This is a genomic window from Marinobacter sp. SS8-8 (genome assembly GCF_030540945.1).
In the GTDB taxonomy this organism is placed as follows: Bacteria; Pseudomonadota; Gammaproteobacteria; order Pseudomonadales; family Oleiphilaceae; genus Marinobacter.
Window position 1 is genome coordinate 24,275 of record NZ_JASSVN010000012.1, and the last position, 15,345, is coordinate 39,619.

15 protein-coding genes are annotated in these 15,345 nt (G+C 52.5%); 7 read left to right on the plus strand and 8 right to left on the minus strand.

All coding sequences use genetic code 11. The annotated features are described in order from the left end of the window. Positions 1-128: 128 nt before the first annotated feature. The 4 genes from QPL96_RS12810 to QPL96_RS12825 form a co-directional block, all read right to left on the minus strand. Positions 129-710, minus strand: a complete 582-nt coding sequence (locus tag QPL96_RS12810; protein ID WP_303287753.1) for a DUF6448 family protein — start codon at positions 708-710, stop codon at positions 129-131. A gap of 216 nt (positions 711-926) precedes the next feature. Continuing rightward, positions 927-2,066 (minus strand): AraC family transcriptional regulator, encoded by a 1,140-nt coding sequence (locus QPL96_RS12815; protein ID WP_022989540.1) that lies wholly within the window; start codon positions 2,064-2,066, stop codon positions 927-929. Then, complete coding sequence (locus QPL96_RS12820; RefSeq protein WP_011786649.1) at positions 2,057-3,382, minus strand: ATP-binding protein; 1,326 nt, start codon at positions 3,380-3,382, stop codon at positions 2,057-2,059. Before QPL96_RS12820 ends, QPL96_RS12815 begins: the two co-directional genes overlap by 10 nt. After that, positions 3,372-4,037 (minus strand): response regulator transcription factor, encoded by a 666-nt coding sequence (locus QPL96_RS12825; protein ID WP_011786648.1) that lies wholly within the window; start codon positions 4,035-4,037, stop codon positions 3,372-3,374. The genes QPL96_RS12820 and QPL96_RS12825 overlap by 11 nt, the downstream gene beginning before the upstream one ends. Before the next feature lie 167 nt (positions 4,038-4,204). On the opposite strand from QPL96_RS12825, the gene QPL96_RS12830 reads away from it, so the two are divergent. From QPL96_RS12830 to QPL96_RS19475, 6 genes are all read left to right on the plus strand, one after another. Continuing rightward, on the plus strand, positions 4,205-5,521 hold the full coding sequence (locus tag QPL96_RS12830) for a ferric reductase-like transmembrane domain-containing protein (protein ID WP_011784786.1): 1,317 nt from the start codon (positions 4,205-4,207) through the stop codon (positions 5,519-5,521). Between the two features lie 76 nt (positions 5,522-5,597). After that, positions 5,598-5,978, plus strand: coding sequence for a PepSY domain-containing protein (locus QPL96_RS12835; RefSeq protein ID WP_011784787.1), 381 nt, complete (start codon positions 5,598-5,600; stop codon positions 5,976-5,978). 54 nt (positions 5,979-6,032) lie between these two features. Beyond that, positions 6,033-6,506, plus strand: coding sequence for a DUF2271 domain-containing protein (locus QPL96_RS12840; protein ID WP_011784788.1), 474 nt, complete (start codon positions 6,033-6,035; stop codon positions 6,504-6,506). A gap of 22 nt (positions 6,507-6,528) precedes the next feature. Next, the gene (locus QPL96_RS12845; protein ID WP_011784789.1) at positions 6,529-8,748 is read left to right on the plus strand and encodes a PepSY domain-containing protein; all 2,220 of its coding nucleotides are present in this window, start codon (positions 6,529-6,531) and stop codon (positions 8,746-8,748) included. A 75-nt stretch (positions 8,749-8,823) separates the two neighbouring features. Then, on the plus strand, positions 8,824-9,576 hold the full coding sequence (locus tag QPL96_RS12850; protein WP_011784790.1) for a VIT1/CCC1 transporter family protein: 753 nt from the start codon (positions 8,824-8,826) through the stop codon (positions 9,574-9,576). Between the two features lie 298 nt (positions 9,577-9,874). After that, entirely contained in the window at positions 9,875-10,081 is a 207-nt protein-coding gene (locus QPL96_RS19475; RefSeq protein WP_081432106.1) for a carbon storage regulator, read from the plus strand. 5 nt (positions 10,082-10,086) lie between these two features. On the opposite strand, the gene QPL96_RS12855 is transcribed toward QPL96_RS19475, so the two are convergent. Both QPL96_RS12855 and QPL96_RS12860 read right to left on the minus strand, forming a co-directional pair. Then, positions 10,087-11,229, minus strand: a complete 1,143-nt coding sequence (locus tag QPL96_RS12855; protein ID WP_303287754.1) for a tyrosine-type recombinase/integrase — start codon at positions 11,227-11,229, stop codon at positions 10,087-10,089. A gap of 55 nt (positions 11,230-11,284) precedes the next feature. After that, positions 11,285-11,722 carry a hypothetical protein gene (locus QPL96_RS12860; RefSeq protein ID WP_127334557.1) on the minus strand — a complete coding sequence of 146 codons (438 nt, stop codon included), beginning with the start codon at positions 11,720-11,722 and terminating at the stop codon, positions 11,285-11,287. A gap of 420 nt (positions 11,723-12,142) precedes the next feature. Between QPL96_RS12860 and QPL96_RS12865 the strand changes: the two genes are divergently transcribed. Continuing rightward, entirely contained in the window at positions 12,143-13,174 is a 1,032-nt protein-coding gene (locus QPL96_RS12865) for a hypothetical protein (RefSeq protein WP_303287755.1), read from the plus strand. A gap of 273 nt (positions 13,175-13,447) precedes the next feature. Here QPL96_RS12865 and QPL96_RS12870 read toward each other — a convergent pair whose 3' ends face one another. Then, a complete protein-coding gene (locus QPL96_RS12870) occupies positions 13,448-14,467 on the minus strand; it encodes a DUF1566 domain-containing protein (RefSeq protein WP_303287756.1) in 1,020 nt (339 codons plus the stop codon). 176 nt (positions 14,468-14,643) lie between these two features. Further along, the gene (locus QPL96_RS12875) at positions 14,644-15,216 is read right to left on the minus strand and encodes a hypothetical protein (RefSeq protein ID WP_303287757.1); all 573 of its coding nucleotides are present in this window, start codon (positions 15,214-15,216) and stop codon (positions 14,644-14,646) included. Between the last annotated feature and the right edge of the window lie 129 nt (positions 15,217-15,345).

The window sequence follows — 15,345 nt, forward strand, 5'->3', positions numbered from 1 at the left end:
GCTTCATTTATGTTTTTTGATGCGCCTTAATAGAATGATGGTACCAATTCAGCCGAAGGCGAAACTGGAAATGAATACAACGGCAAAGCAGGCCGTCAGCCTGCTTTGCGTCTGCGTGAAGATAGGAATTAGTGCCCCTGCCCTCCAGCAGCGCCATGCACGCCCTCTATATAGTGAATGTAATTGACGTAGTCAGCGACAAAGGCACGCCCCTTATCGCCGCTTTGATCAGCCATGGCCCTTGTACGCTGAGCCTCATGATAACGCTCACGAATACCGTTCTCGATCTTGCGGGTTATATTTGCCACGAGGCGATCAATTTGCCCGTTTTCCAACGCCGCATCCGCCGCCATTAAACCCGGATCAATCTGTCCGGAAGGCTTGATGCCGGTAAAGGGTGCGCCTTCGGAGGCACGATGAACCTCAACGAGCGTCGAGAACAGATGCTGATCGGCAATGTTTTTCGCAGTTTCGCTTTGCCCGCGGACTTGGCGCACATCGGCGAATACCCTTTTGATTTCGGCCTCATCCTTTGCCGGCACCCATTTGAGCAAGGGCTTAACATTGCCTGACTCCAGTGCCGCACGGGCTTCGGTAATCACGGGACCGTCCAGAGCATCACAATGAGCTTGGGCGCTACCGGCAAACATCAGGCTGAAGATTGCTGCGGCCACTGCGGGAACAGCGGTTTTGCGTAATTTGGTTTTCATACATGACCTCCTCATAGTGCGTTGAGCTTCACGAGCACCGGGTTTGGTGGCGCTTGGCAATCAGAGTACGGAAGGGAGGTCAAAGAAGCGTTCTCAGGTACGAAACCGAACCGATTCCATCGGTTTGGAAATAAAATATATAATTCAAAAGGATAGAGGTTTCAGTATCGGGTGAGAGCGTACTCGAACGCCGGGTAGCCAGGTTCAGGATCGTGGCTAGGGTCGGATATCGCCCTGCAGGGCTCGTCGGCGATATTCACTGGGGGTAAATCCTGTCTCTTTCTTGAAAGCAGTGTTGAATACGGACTTCGAGTTGAAGCCAGAGTCATACATAGTTTGCAGAATATTTGCCTGATTGGCTGCATCGGCCAGGCGCGATTTCGCCTCGTCGATGCGATAGCGACTGACGAACTCAAAGAAATTGCAGCCAAAGCCTTGGTTAATGGCCCGTGAAACCTCTCTTGAAGGGGCGCCCAATTTCCGTGAAAGTTGTTCCAGGGTCAGGTTGGGGTGCAAGTGGGGCTTTTCCTGGTGCATTAACTGTTGGAGCCTGACCTTTAAAGTTTGATCAAACTGCGGCGTGGGCTCTTCTTCCAGCAAGGCGGCCTGGTCTGCTGCCAATCCAGAGAAAACAACGGGTTGGCGAAGAGAGTTTATCATCAGAAAATTGATGAAAATGAAGCCCGTTACAGCGCCAGCGCCGGCCACCCACTCGGTTCCAGGCACGCTTCTAAACACATGCGCCGCAAGGCAGTAAAACATGCTTACGGTCCAGGCCACTGCATAGCCGATCAGAAGCGTCCGTAACCACGCAAGTTGTTTGTTTTCAATACTCGAGAAAATCTGTCGAATACCAAGGCCGAAACGGTTGATCGCACGAATCGTCGTGCACAGGTAGCCCAGAAAGACCGCGTGAATAGCGACTGCAAGAAGGGGAGAGGTAAGTACGCCCGGGTGGTCCCGTTCAAGCAGAATCTGAATTTTGGTCTCGCTCGGCTGCAAATAATACTCAACCAGAAAAATTGCGCCGACCACCCAGAAGAGCAACGTGTGCACGAGATGCTTCCCGCGTAACCGGAAGTTCTGATACATCAGCGATTGCGCATATAGATAGAGCGTGCCTGCTTGCAGAAGCCCGATGAGTGTCCCGAGGTAGGCGAAGTTTGGGTGCTGGAACGCAAGCCCGCTGCCATAGAGGAAGATCTCTCCCAACCCGGCGGCGAAGAACACCAGAGTGGCAACCAGGAGTCGGTTAGATATGAGCCCACTGTTGGATGGAAGTAGGAGAAAAACGGCAAGAGCCAGCGATTGAATGATGCTCGTCAGCAGCACAATGTCGGTGAGTGTCAGATACATGCCAGATTCAGCTCCGCTTCAAAACCATCCTGCCGTCCTGTTGCCGGCGATCTGAGATGCAGGGTCATGCCGGCACCTTTAGCAATCGCATCGGCAATCGCGAGGCCCAGGCCAGAACCTGCAGCGTCCGTTTTGGCGCGTGCAAACCGGTTTCTTAAAAGAGCGAGCTGTTCCGGTGGCACTCTTGCACCGCCATTGCAGACCCTTAAAACCCCATTATCGTTCAGGTTGATCTTCACCGGCTCGCTACGGGAACCATGCTTAAGGGCATTCTCGATCAGGTTACGCACCAGGATGGCGAAGGCATCGGGATCAAGAAAGGAGTTCACTTCGCGCTCCGGCAGGGATAAAACAACTCGCCCGGGTGCCTGGGCCTCAAAATCCCGGGCAATCATCGCGAGGATGGGCACAAGATCCTGCTGGCTTTGTGAGAGTGCACCGCCACCTTCTGCTTTTGCCAACTCGAGCAGTTTTCCGGACAGCACCGAGAGACTGCGTAACGCTTCTTCAATTTCTGCAACATCATTCTTGAGATAATCATCGGGCATTCTGGTTTTCAGTCGCTGCACTTTGGCAAGCGCTGTTGCCAGGGGAGTTCGCAGTTCATGGGCACTGTTGGCGGTAAAGCTGCGTTCTGATTCGAGAGCACGATGCAAACGCTCAAGCAGCCGGTTGATGGCACCGGCGATTGGTTCAAATTCACGGGGTAACTGCTCTTCTACAACAGGGGACAGATCTCCCGCGCCGCGGGATTCAATGTCTTGCTGAAAATCGACCACCTTACGAAGGGAAAGCCGGACAATCCACCAGACACCCAACAGGCTGACCGGAATCAGCACCAGTAAAGGCAACAGTAAGGCTAATCCCGCCTCCAGAGCGGATTCACGCCGGTGCGCCAAGGGTTCGGCCACTTCAAGATAGATGGTATTGCTGACTGCAGATACGCCATATAGCCGGTGGGTCAGAGTATCTGAAAACCCTTCCGCGGGGGTCCTGCTAAACACGCCAGGGTCGGCATCGTGGGACTGGAGCAGAATATTTCCAGCTTCGTCCCGTACCAGATAGGTCAGGTATTCGTCATGGTCTTTCAGGGCTGGGGCCTTTTGATTGCCCGCGCCGTTCTCACGGTTCAGGATGTCGGTGACCGCCAGTGGCAGTATGCGCTGGGCGGTTTCTTCCAGGGCACTGTCGAAGACCTCGTTCATTTCATGCTGTGCCACCAGTCCCGAAGCGGTCACGCCCAACAGCCAGAGTAGGGTGACACCGAGTGTCAGGCCGATACCGAGTGTTTTTTGCAGGCTGGTTCTAGTGGTCATGTGTTTCCAGGCGATAGCCCATTCCCCTGACGGTTACGATAGCGTCCCGCCCCAGCTTTTTACGCAGACGGCTGACATAAACTTCGATGGTGTTACTTTCGATTTCGGCCCCGAAAGCGTATAGACGATCCTCCAGTTGCGATCGCGATAACAGCATTCCGGGTCGCTGGATAAAGCCCTCAAACAATGCCCACTCCCGTGCCGTAAGTTCTACCGGCAGGCCGTTGCGACTGATGCGGTGATCGCCAAGATCAATCATCAGCTCGCCCACTTGTATGATCGGGCTTGGATTGCCGCGATATCGGCGAGCCACCGCGGCCACGCGGGCCGACAACTCCGAAAGATCAAAGGGTTTGACCAGGTAGTCGTCAGCACCGGCATTCAATCCTTCAATCCGGTCAGACACCTGATCCCTGGCGGTCAGAATGATCACCGGTGTTGTTATTCCGGTAGCCCGGATCGTTCGCAAAAAGCCGAAGCCATGGCCGTCGGGCAGCATCAGGTCCAGCAGAATCAGGTCGTAGGCTGTGGTCCTGATACTCGCCTCAGCAAAGCGCAGAGTTTGCACCCAGTCCACGGCGTGGCCGTCGTCCGCAATCTGATCCCGGACCGCCTCGCCCAATCCCGCCGTATCCTCCACCAAAAGAACCCGCATTGTTCACCTCTGACCCAGCCCTGAAATCAAGATACTACAGCTCGAACCTGACAACAGCCTGAATGGTCAATAACGCTTCGATCTCTCTTCACCGACCTTCAGCTGGCTGTCAGGTTTGGGCGCTAGCCTTCGGGGGAATATTCCAGGTACCGATCGCAGGAGATGTGATGATGCGGATGATTTTTCCTTTCGTTGTGTTGGTTTTGGGCCTATGGGCCTGGAACCTCTTTGCAGGTCCTGGGGCCGGTTCTCCCTGGGCAGTCTATGACCAGAGCCTGCTGCTCAGTGGGCTGTTATCCATTGCTCTGATGTCACTAGCCATGATGTTGGCACTGCGCCCAGCCTGGTTGGAGAGACCGCTGGGCGGGTTGGATCAGATCTATCGCACCCACAAATGGGCGGGCATTCTGGCAGTGGTATTCGCCGCCGCCCATTGGCTGATTGAAATGGGTGACGATGTAATAGAGTCGGTGTTCGGAAAAGCCGGCAAGCTGCACGATCAGGATTATTCCGGGTTCATCGACACCATGCGCGATGCGGCGGAAGAGGTAGGGGAGTTCGCCATCTATCTGCTGTTCGCCATGCTGCTGATCACCTTGTTGCGCAAGTTCCCCTACAAATACTGGCGCTATTTGCATCGCGGCATGCCGGTGCTTTATCTGTTGCTCGCTTTCCACGCGGCGTGGCTTACTCCGCTGCAATGGTGGCAGCAGCCAATCGGTGTGCTGATGGCCATTTTGCTCTTTGGCGGCAGCATCGCCAGCGGGCTATCCCTGACCGGCAGAGTTGGTCGTCGTCGCCAGGTTCGCGGCATGGTCACCGCGATCAAAACACCAGACCGGGACGTCACCGAAGTTACCTGCCACATGGGGCCGGCATGGCCCGGTCACCGTGCGGGGCAATTCGCCTTTGTGACCTTCGACCGACTAGAGGGCGCGCACCCGTTCACGATTGCCAGTGCCGATAGGGAAAATGGCACGGTTACGTTCATCATTAAATCGCTCGGCGACTTCACCCGCAATCTGAGCCAAAAAATCAGCGTGGGGCAAACCGTAAATATAGAAGGCCCTTACGGCTGTTTTAACTTCGATCGCCGCAACCGCAAATCCCACCAGATCTGGATAGCCGGTGGCATCGGGATCACGCCGTTTCTGGCCTGGCTCGAAGCTCTAAGCAGCGCCACCGACGCCACCGTGCCTGAAGCCGATCTGCATTACTGCACGCGCAACGCCGGCCAGGATCCCATGGTGGATCGACTTCGGGCGCTTTGCGATGGCTTTCCCGGGATACACCTCGAGATTCATGACAGCAGCAAGGGGCAGAGGTTGTCTGCCGAGACGTTGTCTACCAACGGACGCTCGGCAGCAGGCGCAGAGGTCTGGTTCTGCGGCCCGGCAGGGCTGGGGGAAGCCATTAGAAACGGCTTGCGGGCAGCACCCTTCCGCCTGACTCGCTTCCATAAAGAAGCTTTTCAGTTCCGCTGAAATGGCCTCGTTTGTTCAGGTCGTTGTCAGGTTAGCGCCTTAGAGTGGATTTAACACAACCAGCAGGAGAGACACCATGAAGACCAAACCCATTATTCTGAGCCTGTCTTTGTTACTTCTGAGCGGTACCGCAGTGGCCGATGACGACTGCGATGATCCGGTGGCGAGTTGGCAGCCCCGTGAAAATCTGCGTGAAAAGCTGGAAGCCGAAGGCTGGACAGTTCACCGAATAAAGGTTGACGACGGTTGTTATGAAGTCCGGGGCCTCGATGCCGATGGGGTCAGGGCAGAAGCCTCTTTCGCGCCCGCTTCATTGACCATGATGAAATGGGAGCGTGAAGACAGTGACGATGAGGAGAGGGACCGCGGCAACAGGAAAAATGGACAGGACAATCCCAAAAGTCAGGCGCCACGCAACGGCATCGTCAAGGGGCGTCCCACGGTTACCGTTGAGTAACTGAGCGAATTTGCCCTGTTCCTTTAACGTTCATCAGGTTTTTGGAGACCATTTATGAAAACGTTTGTTCTCACTTGCAGCCTTTTCGCCGCCTTGGCTTTACCGGTATTCGCCCAGGCCCGTGACGTGACCTTCACTACGGAACTACAGAATTACGGCGGCGATGGAGCCTATCTGGCGCTGTATCTTACCGATGCCGCCGGAGAGTATCAGGGTACCCTTTGGGTTTCCGGGAAGAAATCTAAATACTACAAACACCTGGGAGGCTGGGCCCGGGGCAGTGGGCTTGATCCTGCAGAGTATGACGGCTTGACTGGCGCCAGTGTTACCAGTGGCCGCACGCTGAAAGTGACTCTGAACCTCGATGATTCGCTGATCGACAACGGCTATGAGGTTCGAGTCGACTCTGCTGTTGAAGATATGCGCGATATCAGAGCCGATGTGATAGCCCCCCTGACCACCGAAGGGTCCGGAAAGCCGGTTTCAGGACGTGGTTACGTGCGCGCTCTGACCTACGAGCTTCAATAATTCACCAGGAGCATCGGCTATTATGTTGCGCAAGTTCCACAGTTTACCGGGTTTGCTTGCAGGCGTGTTCCTGATCGTTCTCTCGGTCACGGGAGCTGTGTTGGCTTTGGCTCCGACGCTGGATAGAGTGTCAGCGGTCATTCCGGCTTCCGGTGAAGTCAGTATTGCCGAGCTGGCAGACCGGGTCGTTGCTCACTATCCCGGGACTGAGCAGATCGTGCGAGAGCCTTCTGGCAAGGTCATTGTCTATTACAGCCGTGACGGCCAGGCCGGTGCGGATCTGGTGAATCCGGTAACAGGTGAGGGCACCGCACCCTACGAACCTTCCGCATTTTTTGGCTGGGTCAAGGACCTGCACCGTGCGTTTATGCTGGATGATGCCGGTAGAGCGCTGGCCGGCGTATTAGCTGCTTTGATGGTACTTCTGTGTCTTTCGGGAATATTGTTGATAGCCCGGCGTACCGGGGGTTGGAAGAATATACTAAGACCGCTTTCCGGCTCAGGCGGGAAACGAATCCATGCCGAGCTGGCCCGGTTTGCCGTGCTCGGCCTACTGTTATCCGCACTGACCGGTAGCTATATGTCGGCACAGCGCTTTGGTTTGCTGCCGGAAGCGCCTGACACAGGGCCAGGGTTTCCGGCTGAGGTCTCGGGCGGGCAACCATCGCCTGTGGGCACCTTAAAAGCGCTAGGCAATTTCGATCTTGGCGAACTCCGGGAACTGGTGTTTCCCTATCCCGGTGATCCGCAGGACGTCTATTCGCTGTCAACCGCCGGCGGCTCCGGATTCGTGGACCAGGCTACGGGCGAGTTGCTGCAGTTCCAGCCGCGCTCTGACAGCGGCGTATTGCAGGACTGGATTGTACGTTTGCACACCGGTGAAGGCCTATGGTGGCTTGGCCTGATTCTTGGCGCTGCGGCACTGACTGTGCCAGCTCTCTCGATAACAGGTGCAACCATCTGGTGGCAGCGTCGCCGGTCTTCAGGGCAGCTTCCTGACAACGCCGATGCCGCTCAGGCGGATACAATTATTCTGGTCGGCTCCGAAGGTAATGCCACCTGGGGATTTGCCCAGGAACTCCATAGCAGCCTGAATAAGGCCGGTTTCCGCGTGCATTGCAGCGAGATGAATGCCCTGGCTAAGCAGTATCCGCAGGCTTCCAGGCTGTTCGTGCTGACTTCGACATACGGTGATGGTGATGCACCCGCATCGGCCCGGCAGTTTATGGCCAGGCTCAAAGAATTCCGGGCTGAGAAGAACCTGCGATACACGGTACTGGGTTTTGGTGACCGGCAGTTTCCGAACTTCTGTCAGTTTGCCTTGTCGGTGGATGCTGCGCTCGCCGGTAAAGGCGTCAGCCGTTTGCACGCCATTGAACTGATTGATCGGTGTTCTGCCTCGCAATTCAGTGAGTGGGGAAACCGGGTTGGTGAGGTTATCGGTACTCCGCTTTTCTTGAACTACTGTGCATTGCAGCCAGCAACGGTCAAACTGGAACTGGTAGAAAGGGCGGATTACGGGATTGCGGTTCAGGCGCCCACCAGTATCTTCCGGTTCAAACCGGCGGAGCAGGGCGGATGGCTAACGGCTTCTCCAAGAAGATTTAAAGCGCTGCCACCGTTCGAGGCGGGAGACCTTTTGGGGGTTATTCCCCCACACGGTCAACCCCCGCGGTTCTACTCGCTCGCGTCCTCGGCAAATGACGAAATTGTTGAGATATGCGTCCGTAAGCAGGCCGGCGGTCTTTGCTCCGGTTATTTGCATGACCTCAAGCCGGGTGATTGTATCGATGGCTTCATCCGCCCCAATCCAGGCTTTCGGCCAGCTACCGGTAACCGACCAGTGATTCTTGTCGGTGCAGGTGCCGGGATTGGTCCGTTAACCGGTTTCATCAGAAACAATACCAGTTGCAACCCTATGTATCTGTACTGGGGCGGTCGCGATGCCAGGTCAGATTTTCTCTACCAACCTGAGCTTGGGCGCTATCTTGAGGATCATCGACTGAGCGGGCTGAACACAGCCTTCTCAAGAACAGACGAGCGCGCCTACGTGCAGGATAAGCTCAAACAGGATGAATTAGCCGTGCGACAGATGGTTAACACCGGTGCGCAGATACTGGTCTGTGGTGGCCGGGATATGGCGGCGGCTGTGCGGCAGGTTATAGAAGACATTATCAAACCCTTGCACATCGATATTGAAACTCTGAGAGGCCAGGGACGTTATCTTGAAGATGTATATTGACAGATAAAGTGACAAGGTCGAACTGAGCCTATAATCCCAAAGCACCAAATCGCGTCCTGAACAGGAAGCTGAAAGATGCCATCCACAGAAAATGAAAGACTGCTCAGCGAGCACCAGCCTAATGCCGTTCGTGCACGGCTTGCTGGTCCCGTTAAGGCCTCGACGCTACCAGATGCTGTGCTTGGCGGCATCGATGGCTGCGTTACAACGTTTGCGGTTGTATCGGGTGCGTTCGGCGCAGGTTTCTCGCCACAGGTTGCGTTGGTACTCGGCTTTGCAAACCTGATTGCAGACGGCTTCAGCATGGCGGTAAGTAATTACGAAGCGGGCCAGGCGCAGTTGAATCAGATCAAATTTGCTGAACGCACAGAACGTGAACATATCCGTGCTGTGCCAGAAGGTGAACGTGAGGAAATTCGCCAGCTGTTTCAGGCGAAGGGATTCGACGGCGAATTGCTGGAGCAAGTAGTGGAGGCTATCAGTCGTAATCCCGATGTGTGGGTAGCAACCATGTTGCGAGAAGAGTACGGACTCTCGGGTGCCGGACTCAGCCCACGCCGAGCCGCGTTGACTACCTTCGCCGCATTTTTGTCGGTTGGTGCTTTACCTTTACTGCCTTATGCCATCCCGGGTATGGAGAGTCAGATTCAGTTCCTGACGAGTCTTGGTTTGGCAGGCGTCGTCTTCTTGGGTATCGGAATGCTTAAAAGTATCGTCTATGGCTTACCAGCAATGCGATCAGGACTCCGGACTTTGATCATGGGTACGGCCGCAGCGGGGCTGGCGTTTGCTACTGGGCATTTTGCGCAGGGGTTATTGGGGGGTTAGTTCTTCAGCGGTGAATAGACAATTTAACATAATATTCCCCTAAGAGCTGATATTCATTCGCGTACCCGCTATTGGAATTAACGGCGGATTTCTCGCTCTGTTCGCCCAATGAGTGTAGTTGCAGAATTGAATTTTTAAAGCACAACTCATGCTGAAATGAAAATTATTTAGCAAGGGCCAGTCGTCGACTAATTACTGCGCAACTTTATGAATTGTGGAAAAAATGGTGTCGATATCATTGATGCCAAAGGCTTAGCGTACAATTTTTTCCGTTTCGTGAACTGACCCCAATGAGTCCATCATCATTGGAGAGGACATCGAAGTGACCGTAACCCTGATCGATACCAACCGAATCAGACTGATGATAGAGGCCCCATCCCATGTTCCAGTGCATCGTAAAGAGGTGTTTCTGCGATTGAAGCAGGAGGAGTTACAAAAATCGGGGCCGGACTCACTCACATATCGAGGGAAAAATCTTCTGCGTAAAATCGGCTTTTCTAAGTGATCATCCTACCGGTTTTCATCATGCCCAATCTTACTAGGTTGACCGTGACCTTTATCTTTGTTTGATTGTTCTACACTCAGTCGCTGATTGTTGTCCATAAAGATCGAAGGCAGACTCTCTTTTGAGTCTACGTATTTTCTGGCCGACCGGACATCTCGCCAGCCGACCCAATGCATTAATTGGGACCACGACGCGCCCTGATCAATCAACCAATCTGAGACGCCACGACGCATCGAATGCGAACTGAAATGTTCCGGAATGTGCGCTCCATTCTCGCGCGCCTCGTCAAAAACCCTCTTCAAAATTTTATTGATGGAATTCGAGTTAAGGCCATCAGACCAAACCGCCCCCCAGCGGTCGACTTTACTGAACAAGAACTGGTCTTTAATTGTTTCAGAGCCGATATCGAGTCCCCCAAATCTGTCCTCGATCCACTCGGAAATTGCGTAAATAGGGCATAGTTCCGATAAAGCAACAAGCGTTACCTCTCGCCCCGAACTGCTGCGGTCGGCCTTTGAGGTGGGAATCATCACCGTCAATTTTGGCGGATGACTTCTCCAATCAAAAGTCAGGTGGGAAAGCCGTATATTCACCAATTCGCTCCCTCGAAGACCAAACCAAAATGCCGTGAGTAGCATGGCCCTGTCCCGCGAATAACGGCGCCACTCCCGATTAGCCGCACCTTCTTGACGATTTCTTTTATCCGCAAGAAAGCTCACGGTTTCCCTGAGGGTGTCTAAAGGCAGAGCATTCGCCTGTTTCTGGCTGGCATTATGGAATTTCCGAATTCCTCGCATGGTTTCTAGAACGAGTTTGCTCTTGTTCGGGTTAGAGCCGGTCATCTCTTCGTGCCACTTGCCAATCAATGAGCGGCGCTGTTCCAACGTCGCCACTTTCAGTGTCCCGGCATAATGACTCAGATAAAGAGACAGATCATGTGGCGTGCAAGGGAAGGGGCCTTTATACACTTCCCGATAATGCTTAATCGCGTTAGCGGTGGCGAGCTCGGTGTTGGTGCTCCGCGCAGCTTCTAGGTATTTAGTGAGTTTTGACTGGTCTGGGTGCCCTGGAGAGTGGGACAAGCTCTCATCTCCGAGGCCCCGTTTACGCTCATTACCCTGGCTTTCGTAGGATCCATTTCTGGTCATTTCACTGGCTCCCGCTGCGCTTACTTGTCCGCAAGTGAATTTCAATTTGTAACATTCAGAAGGCCCGACACAGGCCGCCACTCTGATGAGGGAGTTGCACCAGATTGGCCCGAAAATCCCAATGTCCGTAACCGGTCCTTGCATCAACGAAAACCTGCCTTTTACGGTCTTCCGGGAGATCCAAGAACAGAGGTTTTGGATCTAGCGTTCCGGCTAAGGTGTGCCAATGATCAGTGTTACGAAGCCGATACCTGGCTGCTGTGTACATGGTCAGAAATAACTCCTCCGCATGTGCAGCCGGAGCGGTCTCAATGAGCAGTTCCGGAAACCCAATTTTATCAAAACCCACCGTATAGCTGAGACCATCTACATGCCGGACGTGTAAACCAAAACGTCTAATGGTCGCGCGAATAGCATTCGCATGCTGTTCCAATCCGTTCTCGAAGCAAGTTAATTCCATCAGCAGCTCTCCATTGACTGTATCAATATCCACCGTACCCCAGTAATCAGAACCGACAAGGTACCCCGCTGAATGTCATACAGCTTGGCATCTAGCTCAGTCAGTTTCTTCATTGCTGTGTAACCAGGTGCCAGGGATATTCGAACTGCTCTTTACCTGCCTGCTTCATTTCATCGTGGTTTCGGATGACCCGATCCCAAAAACCAAGACTTAGCCACCCTACTCTCCCAGTATAGCATCAAGATGCGATAACCTTCTATTATCGAATCTTGGTTTTTAACATAAAAGTGTGACTTTTTCTTATTTCGTGTTTCTTTTCGTTCGTTTCGTTATACTATTCATAGCAATACCCAAAGATGAATACCGGAAATTCGAAGAGCGCCAGGGATCAAACGCTGAAAATTCACTAATTCATTGTTTTTGATCGTTTTTTCTGTGTGGAGACTTACTATCATGCCAAGACCAGCCAAAATCACTGAATCAGCCGTCGAATCAGCTGTGGCTGAGCTAAAAAGCACCCATACACCAGTCAACCCTTACCAGGTCCGCAAAATTCTTGGTGAAGGATCCATCGCGAAAATTGGTTACTTCCTGAAAGCTCTGGGACATACGACGGACTACAGCGCCGAAAAAGACGACCCCCTTACACTGAAGCTGGTCAACATGCTCAGGCCGGTTGCCCTTGAGCTGGATGAGCAGTCCAAAGAACGAATTCGACAAGCAACCCAACAGCTCAATACCGAGCTAGAAGAAAAAGCTACTCTGGTAAGCAGTTTGGAGCGCCAGCTCGGGGACAAGCAGTCAGTAATCGACGAGTTTGAAGCAAAGCTCGAAAAAGCTATTGCGGAGAGGGATCTCAGTCGCGATAAGAGTCAAAAACTTGAAGTAGAGCTCGCCAGACTTGAGGAGAAAGTGATCCAACAAGCTGAGCAATTAGAAGCCGCAAAATCAGTAATACAGCAGAAGGAATCTGAAACGGCCGAAGCTCACAACGAAATGAGAATCATCATTAAAGACAACAACATCGCGCGCCAGGCTATGCAGGAGAATCACGAGGCGGAAATCAAGATATACAAAGAAGAGCTGGATAAACGCAGTGAAGATTACAGTGCCCTTTCAGCAGAACTGGAAGCAGCCCGTTCAAGCAGCGAATCTCTACAGGAAAAGATACGTCAGCAAGTAATCGAAAAGGAAGCCGCCAATGGCGAAGTTGAAAGCTTGAAGTCCGAAGTCGTCAATAGGGAGCAGCAGATAGCATCCCTCAGAGAGCAAGTTAAGAAGGTCGAGCAACGTCTCTCTAAAGAACGCGATTCGCACCAGCTCGAAAAACGAGAATGGCAACAAAAGCTCTCTGCAATTAAGGCTCGTAACGTATCGCTGTCCGGCGACAATTCACGACTGGAGAATGAGCGTGCTTTTCTTCGGTCTTTGATTGACAAATTTCAGATTCCCCAAGAACAGACGGGCGGTCTTTCAGAGAGCTGAACCGCAAGGAATCTACACTCACCCAGAGTCGGACCATGTTGGCGTTGAGGCAATTCATTATCCAGCGACACCCGGGAAACAGACGCTCCGGGCTTCAGACATTCGGCGACGATAGCTCTTTGGAGTAACGACGACGTTTTTGGTAGGCCTTGGTTACGCTTATGTTGGTCATATTAAGTGTCCACTTAAAAATAAGTGGAAACTATCCTGACGGCCGCAGCGCCTGGCTTAAGATGGGTTTGCCGGACGGTTACGTTAAAGTCTCTCAAAACCTTACTCTTGGGGGTGCACCAACCGGATAGCATTCATAGAGCCTGAGCGGCTGTTATAGGTGTAGCCTCCACTCCAGAAATGAGCCCGCCACGCGGCGTCAAGATCGAGTCCAGAGCCTATCTCTCCTCCAACCGAACCGGACCAAACATCATAAAGTGGTGCATCGGGAAATGCCTCCAAGACAATTGTTGGCTTTTGATAATCCCGACCTTCGCAATAATTGAGAGGGCCGAATTTTTGAGGTCGCTCGGTTGAGCAGTACAGCAAGGTCGCTAATTGATCAATCGTCGGTAACCGCCACTCTCCGCTTGGTAGCGGCAACTTCAGGTCGACCACGTATTCAGCGGGCAAACTCTCGATGTCGGCCCAAGTTCCATAGTTTTCTACGGCATCATACCAATTCATCTCTTGAGGGATGCCGGTACATGTTTGGTCCTTCAAATTCCATTCCTGACCAACTGAACATCGCTTCCAGTAAAGTGCGTTGACCGTGTCTAATATGACGTCACCACGTATATTGACTGGCTTATAGCGACCGGCAATCACTGCGTCAGGGTCACGAACCAATGCGCTTACTTCACCACTTGAGGAGCTTTCCTTTCCTGATCTGACAGCTGTAACGATGGCGAAATAGCCAACACCATTCCTCAACTGAGTAATAGTTAACGGTGACGAAACATCTCGCAGCCAGGTTCCTCCATCATAGGACGAATAATTTTCAGTTCTGATTCCGGGCTCATTGGCGTAGTAAATATTGTATGAATCCGCGCCCGAAACCTCATCCCAGGTCAATGAAAGTTCCCCGTCACCGAAATCAGCTTGTAGATTTTTGGGGGCCTGAACTGTGACTGGCTGGCTTTCCTGTTCATTTTTCGAAGAGGAGTCTCCTCCACCGCTTCCGCCACAACCAGCAATCAGCAGTGCCACGACGTATAGACTGAAATTCTTGAGGGTTGACCGCAGCACCCGATCTCCGCGATCCATCTTGCCTTTGGCAAATATGACCAATTCCATTTTCATAACTCGTCCCTGATCACTCTTTTGATTTTTATATCGTCAACCTAGCCTCAAGAATAATGAGACACAAACTTACCTAACAACCGCGCACCAGTGAGAAGGCAGCTGAAGGTCGGTAGCCACCCTTTCAACTTGAAGCAATACGATTCTGTCTAATATATGACCAAGTGATGTATCTGTCACTCTAAGTTTCTGAGCTGGTCTCTAATAATTGCTCTGATGTAGCTGTTGGGACAGTTGGTTTGGTAAGGATCCGTAAAGTCATTGACGAACGCATTCGTTATCTGGCTGATCCGATCCAGTTCGTCTGTAGAGAGATCGTTGAATGAATCTCCACTTTCCTCATGAATCAGAGACATTACGACATAGGCAGCTTTCTCTCGCTTCACCTTCGCTTGACTATTCAGGGTGTTGAGCTCTTCCTGTGAGATGGCTGACTGGAATGGGTAAAAACCGCCGACTTTCCACCAGGTTTTCAGGTGTTTTTCGTCAAAATTGATCGGATATTTCTTTTTAAGTGCATCAAGAACGTGACCGATCTTCCTCATCGGTGGCGCATTCTCGGAAAACCAACCACGGACAGCGCCATAGGAAAGGTCTCCAAAATGCTCTGGGCTTGCTTGAACCAGATAGCTATGGAGATCAGTGATTTTCCCTCGATTTTTTTCGAAGCCAATCTGAGCGAGAAGATGTTCCAAGCGCGATCCAGGGGTCTGGAACTGCTCGGTGTTGTCCTTTTCCATGACGACCATTATAAGATTCGTTCTTGTTGCCTTGGCCGGTTACAGTCCAGCGCTAATTCTAGATATTAGTGATCAGTGTCGTAAAAATATGACATTGAAAACAATACGCCAGAATTTTTCGTCAGTCCATCATGGAAA

Bases quoted from the DNA above. Each gene is read 5' to 3' on its own strand.
- QPL96_RS12810 (WP_303287753.1), bottom strand. From the start codon at position 710: ATGAAAACCAAATTACGCAAAACCGCTGTTCCCGCAGTGGCCGCAGCA.
- QPL96_RS12815 (WP_022989540.1), bottom strand. From the start codon at position 2,066: ATGTATCTGACACTCACCGACATTGTGCTGCTGACGAGCATCATTCAA.
- QPL96_RS12820 (WP_011786649.1), bottom strand. From the start codon at position 3,382: ATGACCACTAGAACCAGCCTGCAAAAAACACTCGGTATCGGCCTGACA.
- QPL96_RS12825 (WP_011786648.1), bottom strand. From the start codon at position 4,037: ATGCGGGTTCTTTTGGTGGAGGATACGGCGGGATTGGGCGAGGCGGTC.
- QPL96_RS12830 (WP_011784786.1), top strand. From the start codon at position 4,205: ATGATGCGGATGATTTTTCCTTTCGTTGTGTTGGTTTTGGGCCTATGG.
- QPL96_RS12835 (WP_011784787.1), top strand. From the start codon at position 5,598: ATGAAGACCAAACCCATTATTCTGAGCCTGTCTTTGTTACTTCTGAGC.
- QPL96_RS12840 (WP_011784788.1), top strand. From the start codon at position 6,033: ATGAAAACGTTTGTTCTCACTTGCAGCCTTTTCGCCGCCTTGGCTTTA.
- QPL96_RS12845 (WP_011784789.1), top strand. From the start codon at position 6,529: ATGTTGCGCAAGTTCCACAGTTTACCGGGTTTGCTTGCAGGCGTGTTC.
- QPL96_RS12850 (WP_011784790.1), top strand. From the start codon at position 8,824: ATGCCATCCACAGAAAATGAAAGACTGCTCAGCGAGCACCAGCCTAAT.
- QPL96_RS12855 (WP_303287754.1), bottom strand. From the start codon at position 11,229: ATGACCAGAAATGGATCCTACGAAAGCCAGGGTAATGAGCGTAAACGG.
- QPL96_RS12865 (WP_303287755.1), top strand. From the start codon at position 12,143: ATGCCAAGACCAGCCAAAATCACTGAATCAGCCGTCGAATCAGCTGTG.
- QPL96_RS12870 (WP_303287756.1), bottom strand. From the start codon at position 14,467: ATGAAAATGGAATTGGTCATATTTGCCAAAGGCAAGATGGATCGCGGA.
- QPL96_RS12875 (WP_303287757.1), bottom strand. From the start codon at position 15,216: ATGGTCGTCATGGAAAAGGACAACACCGAGCAGTTCCAGACCCCTGGA.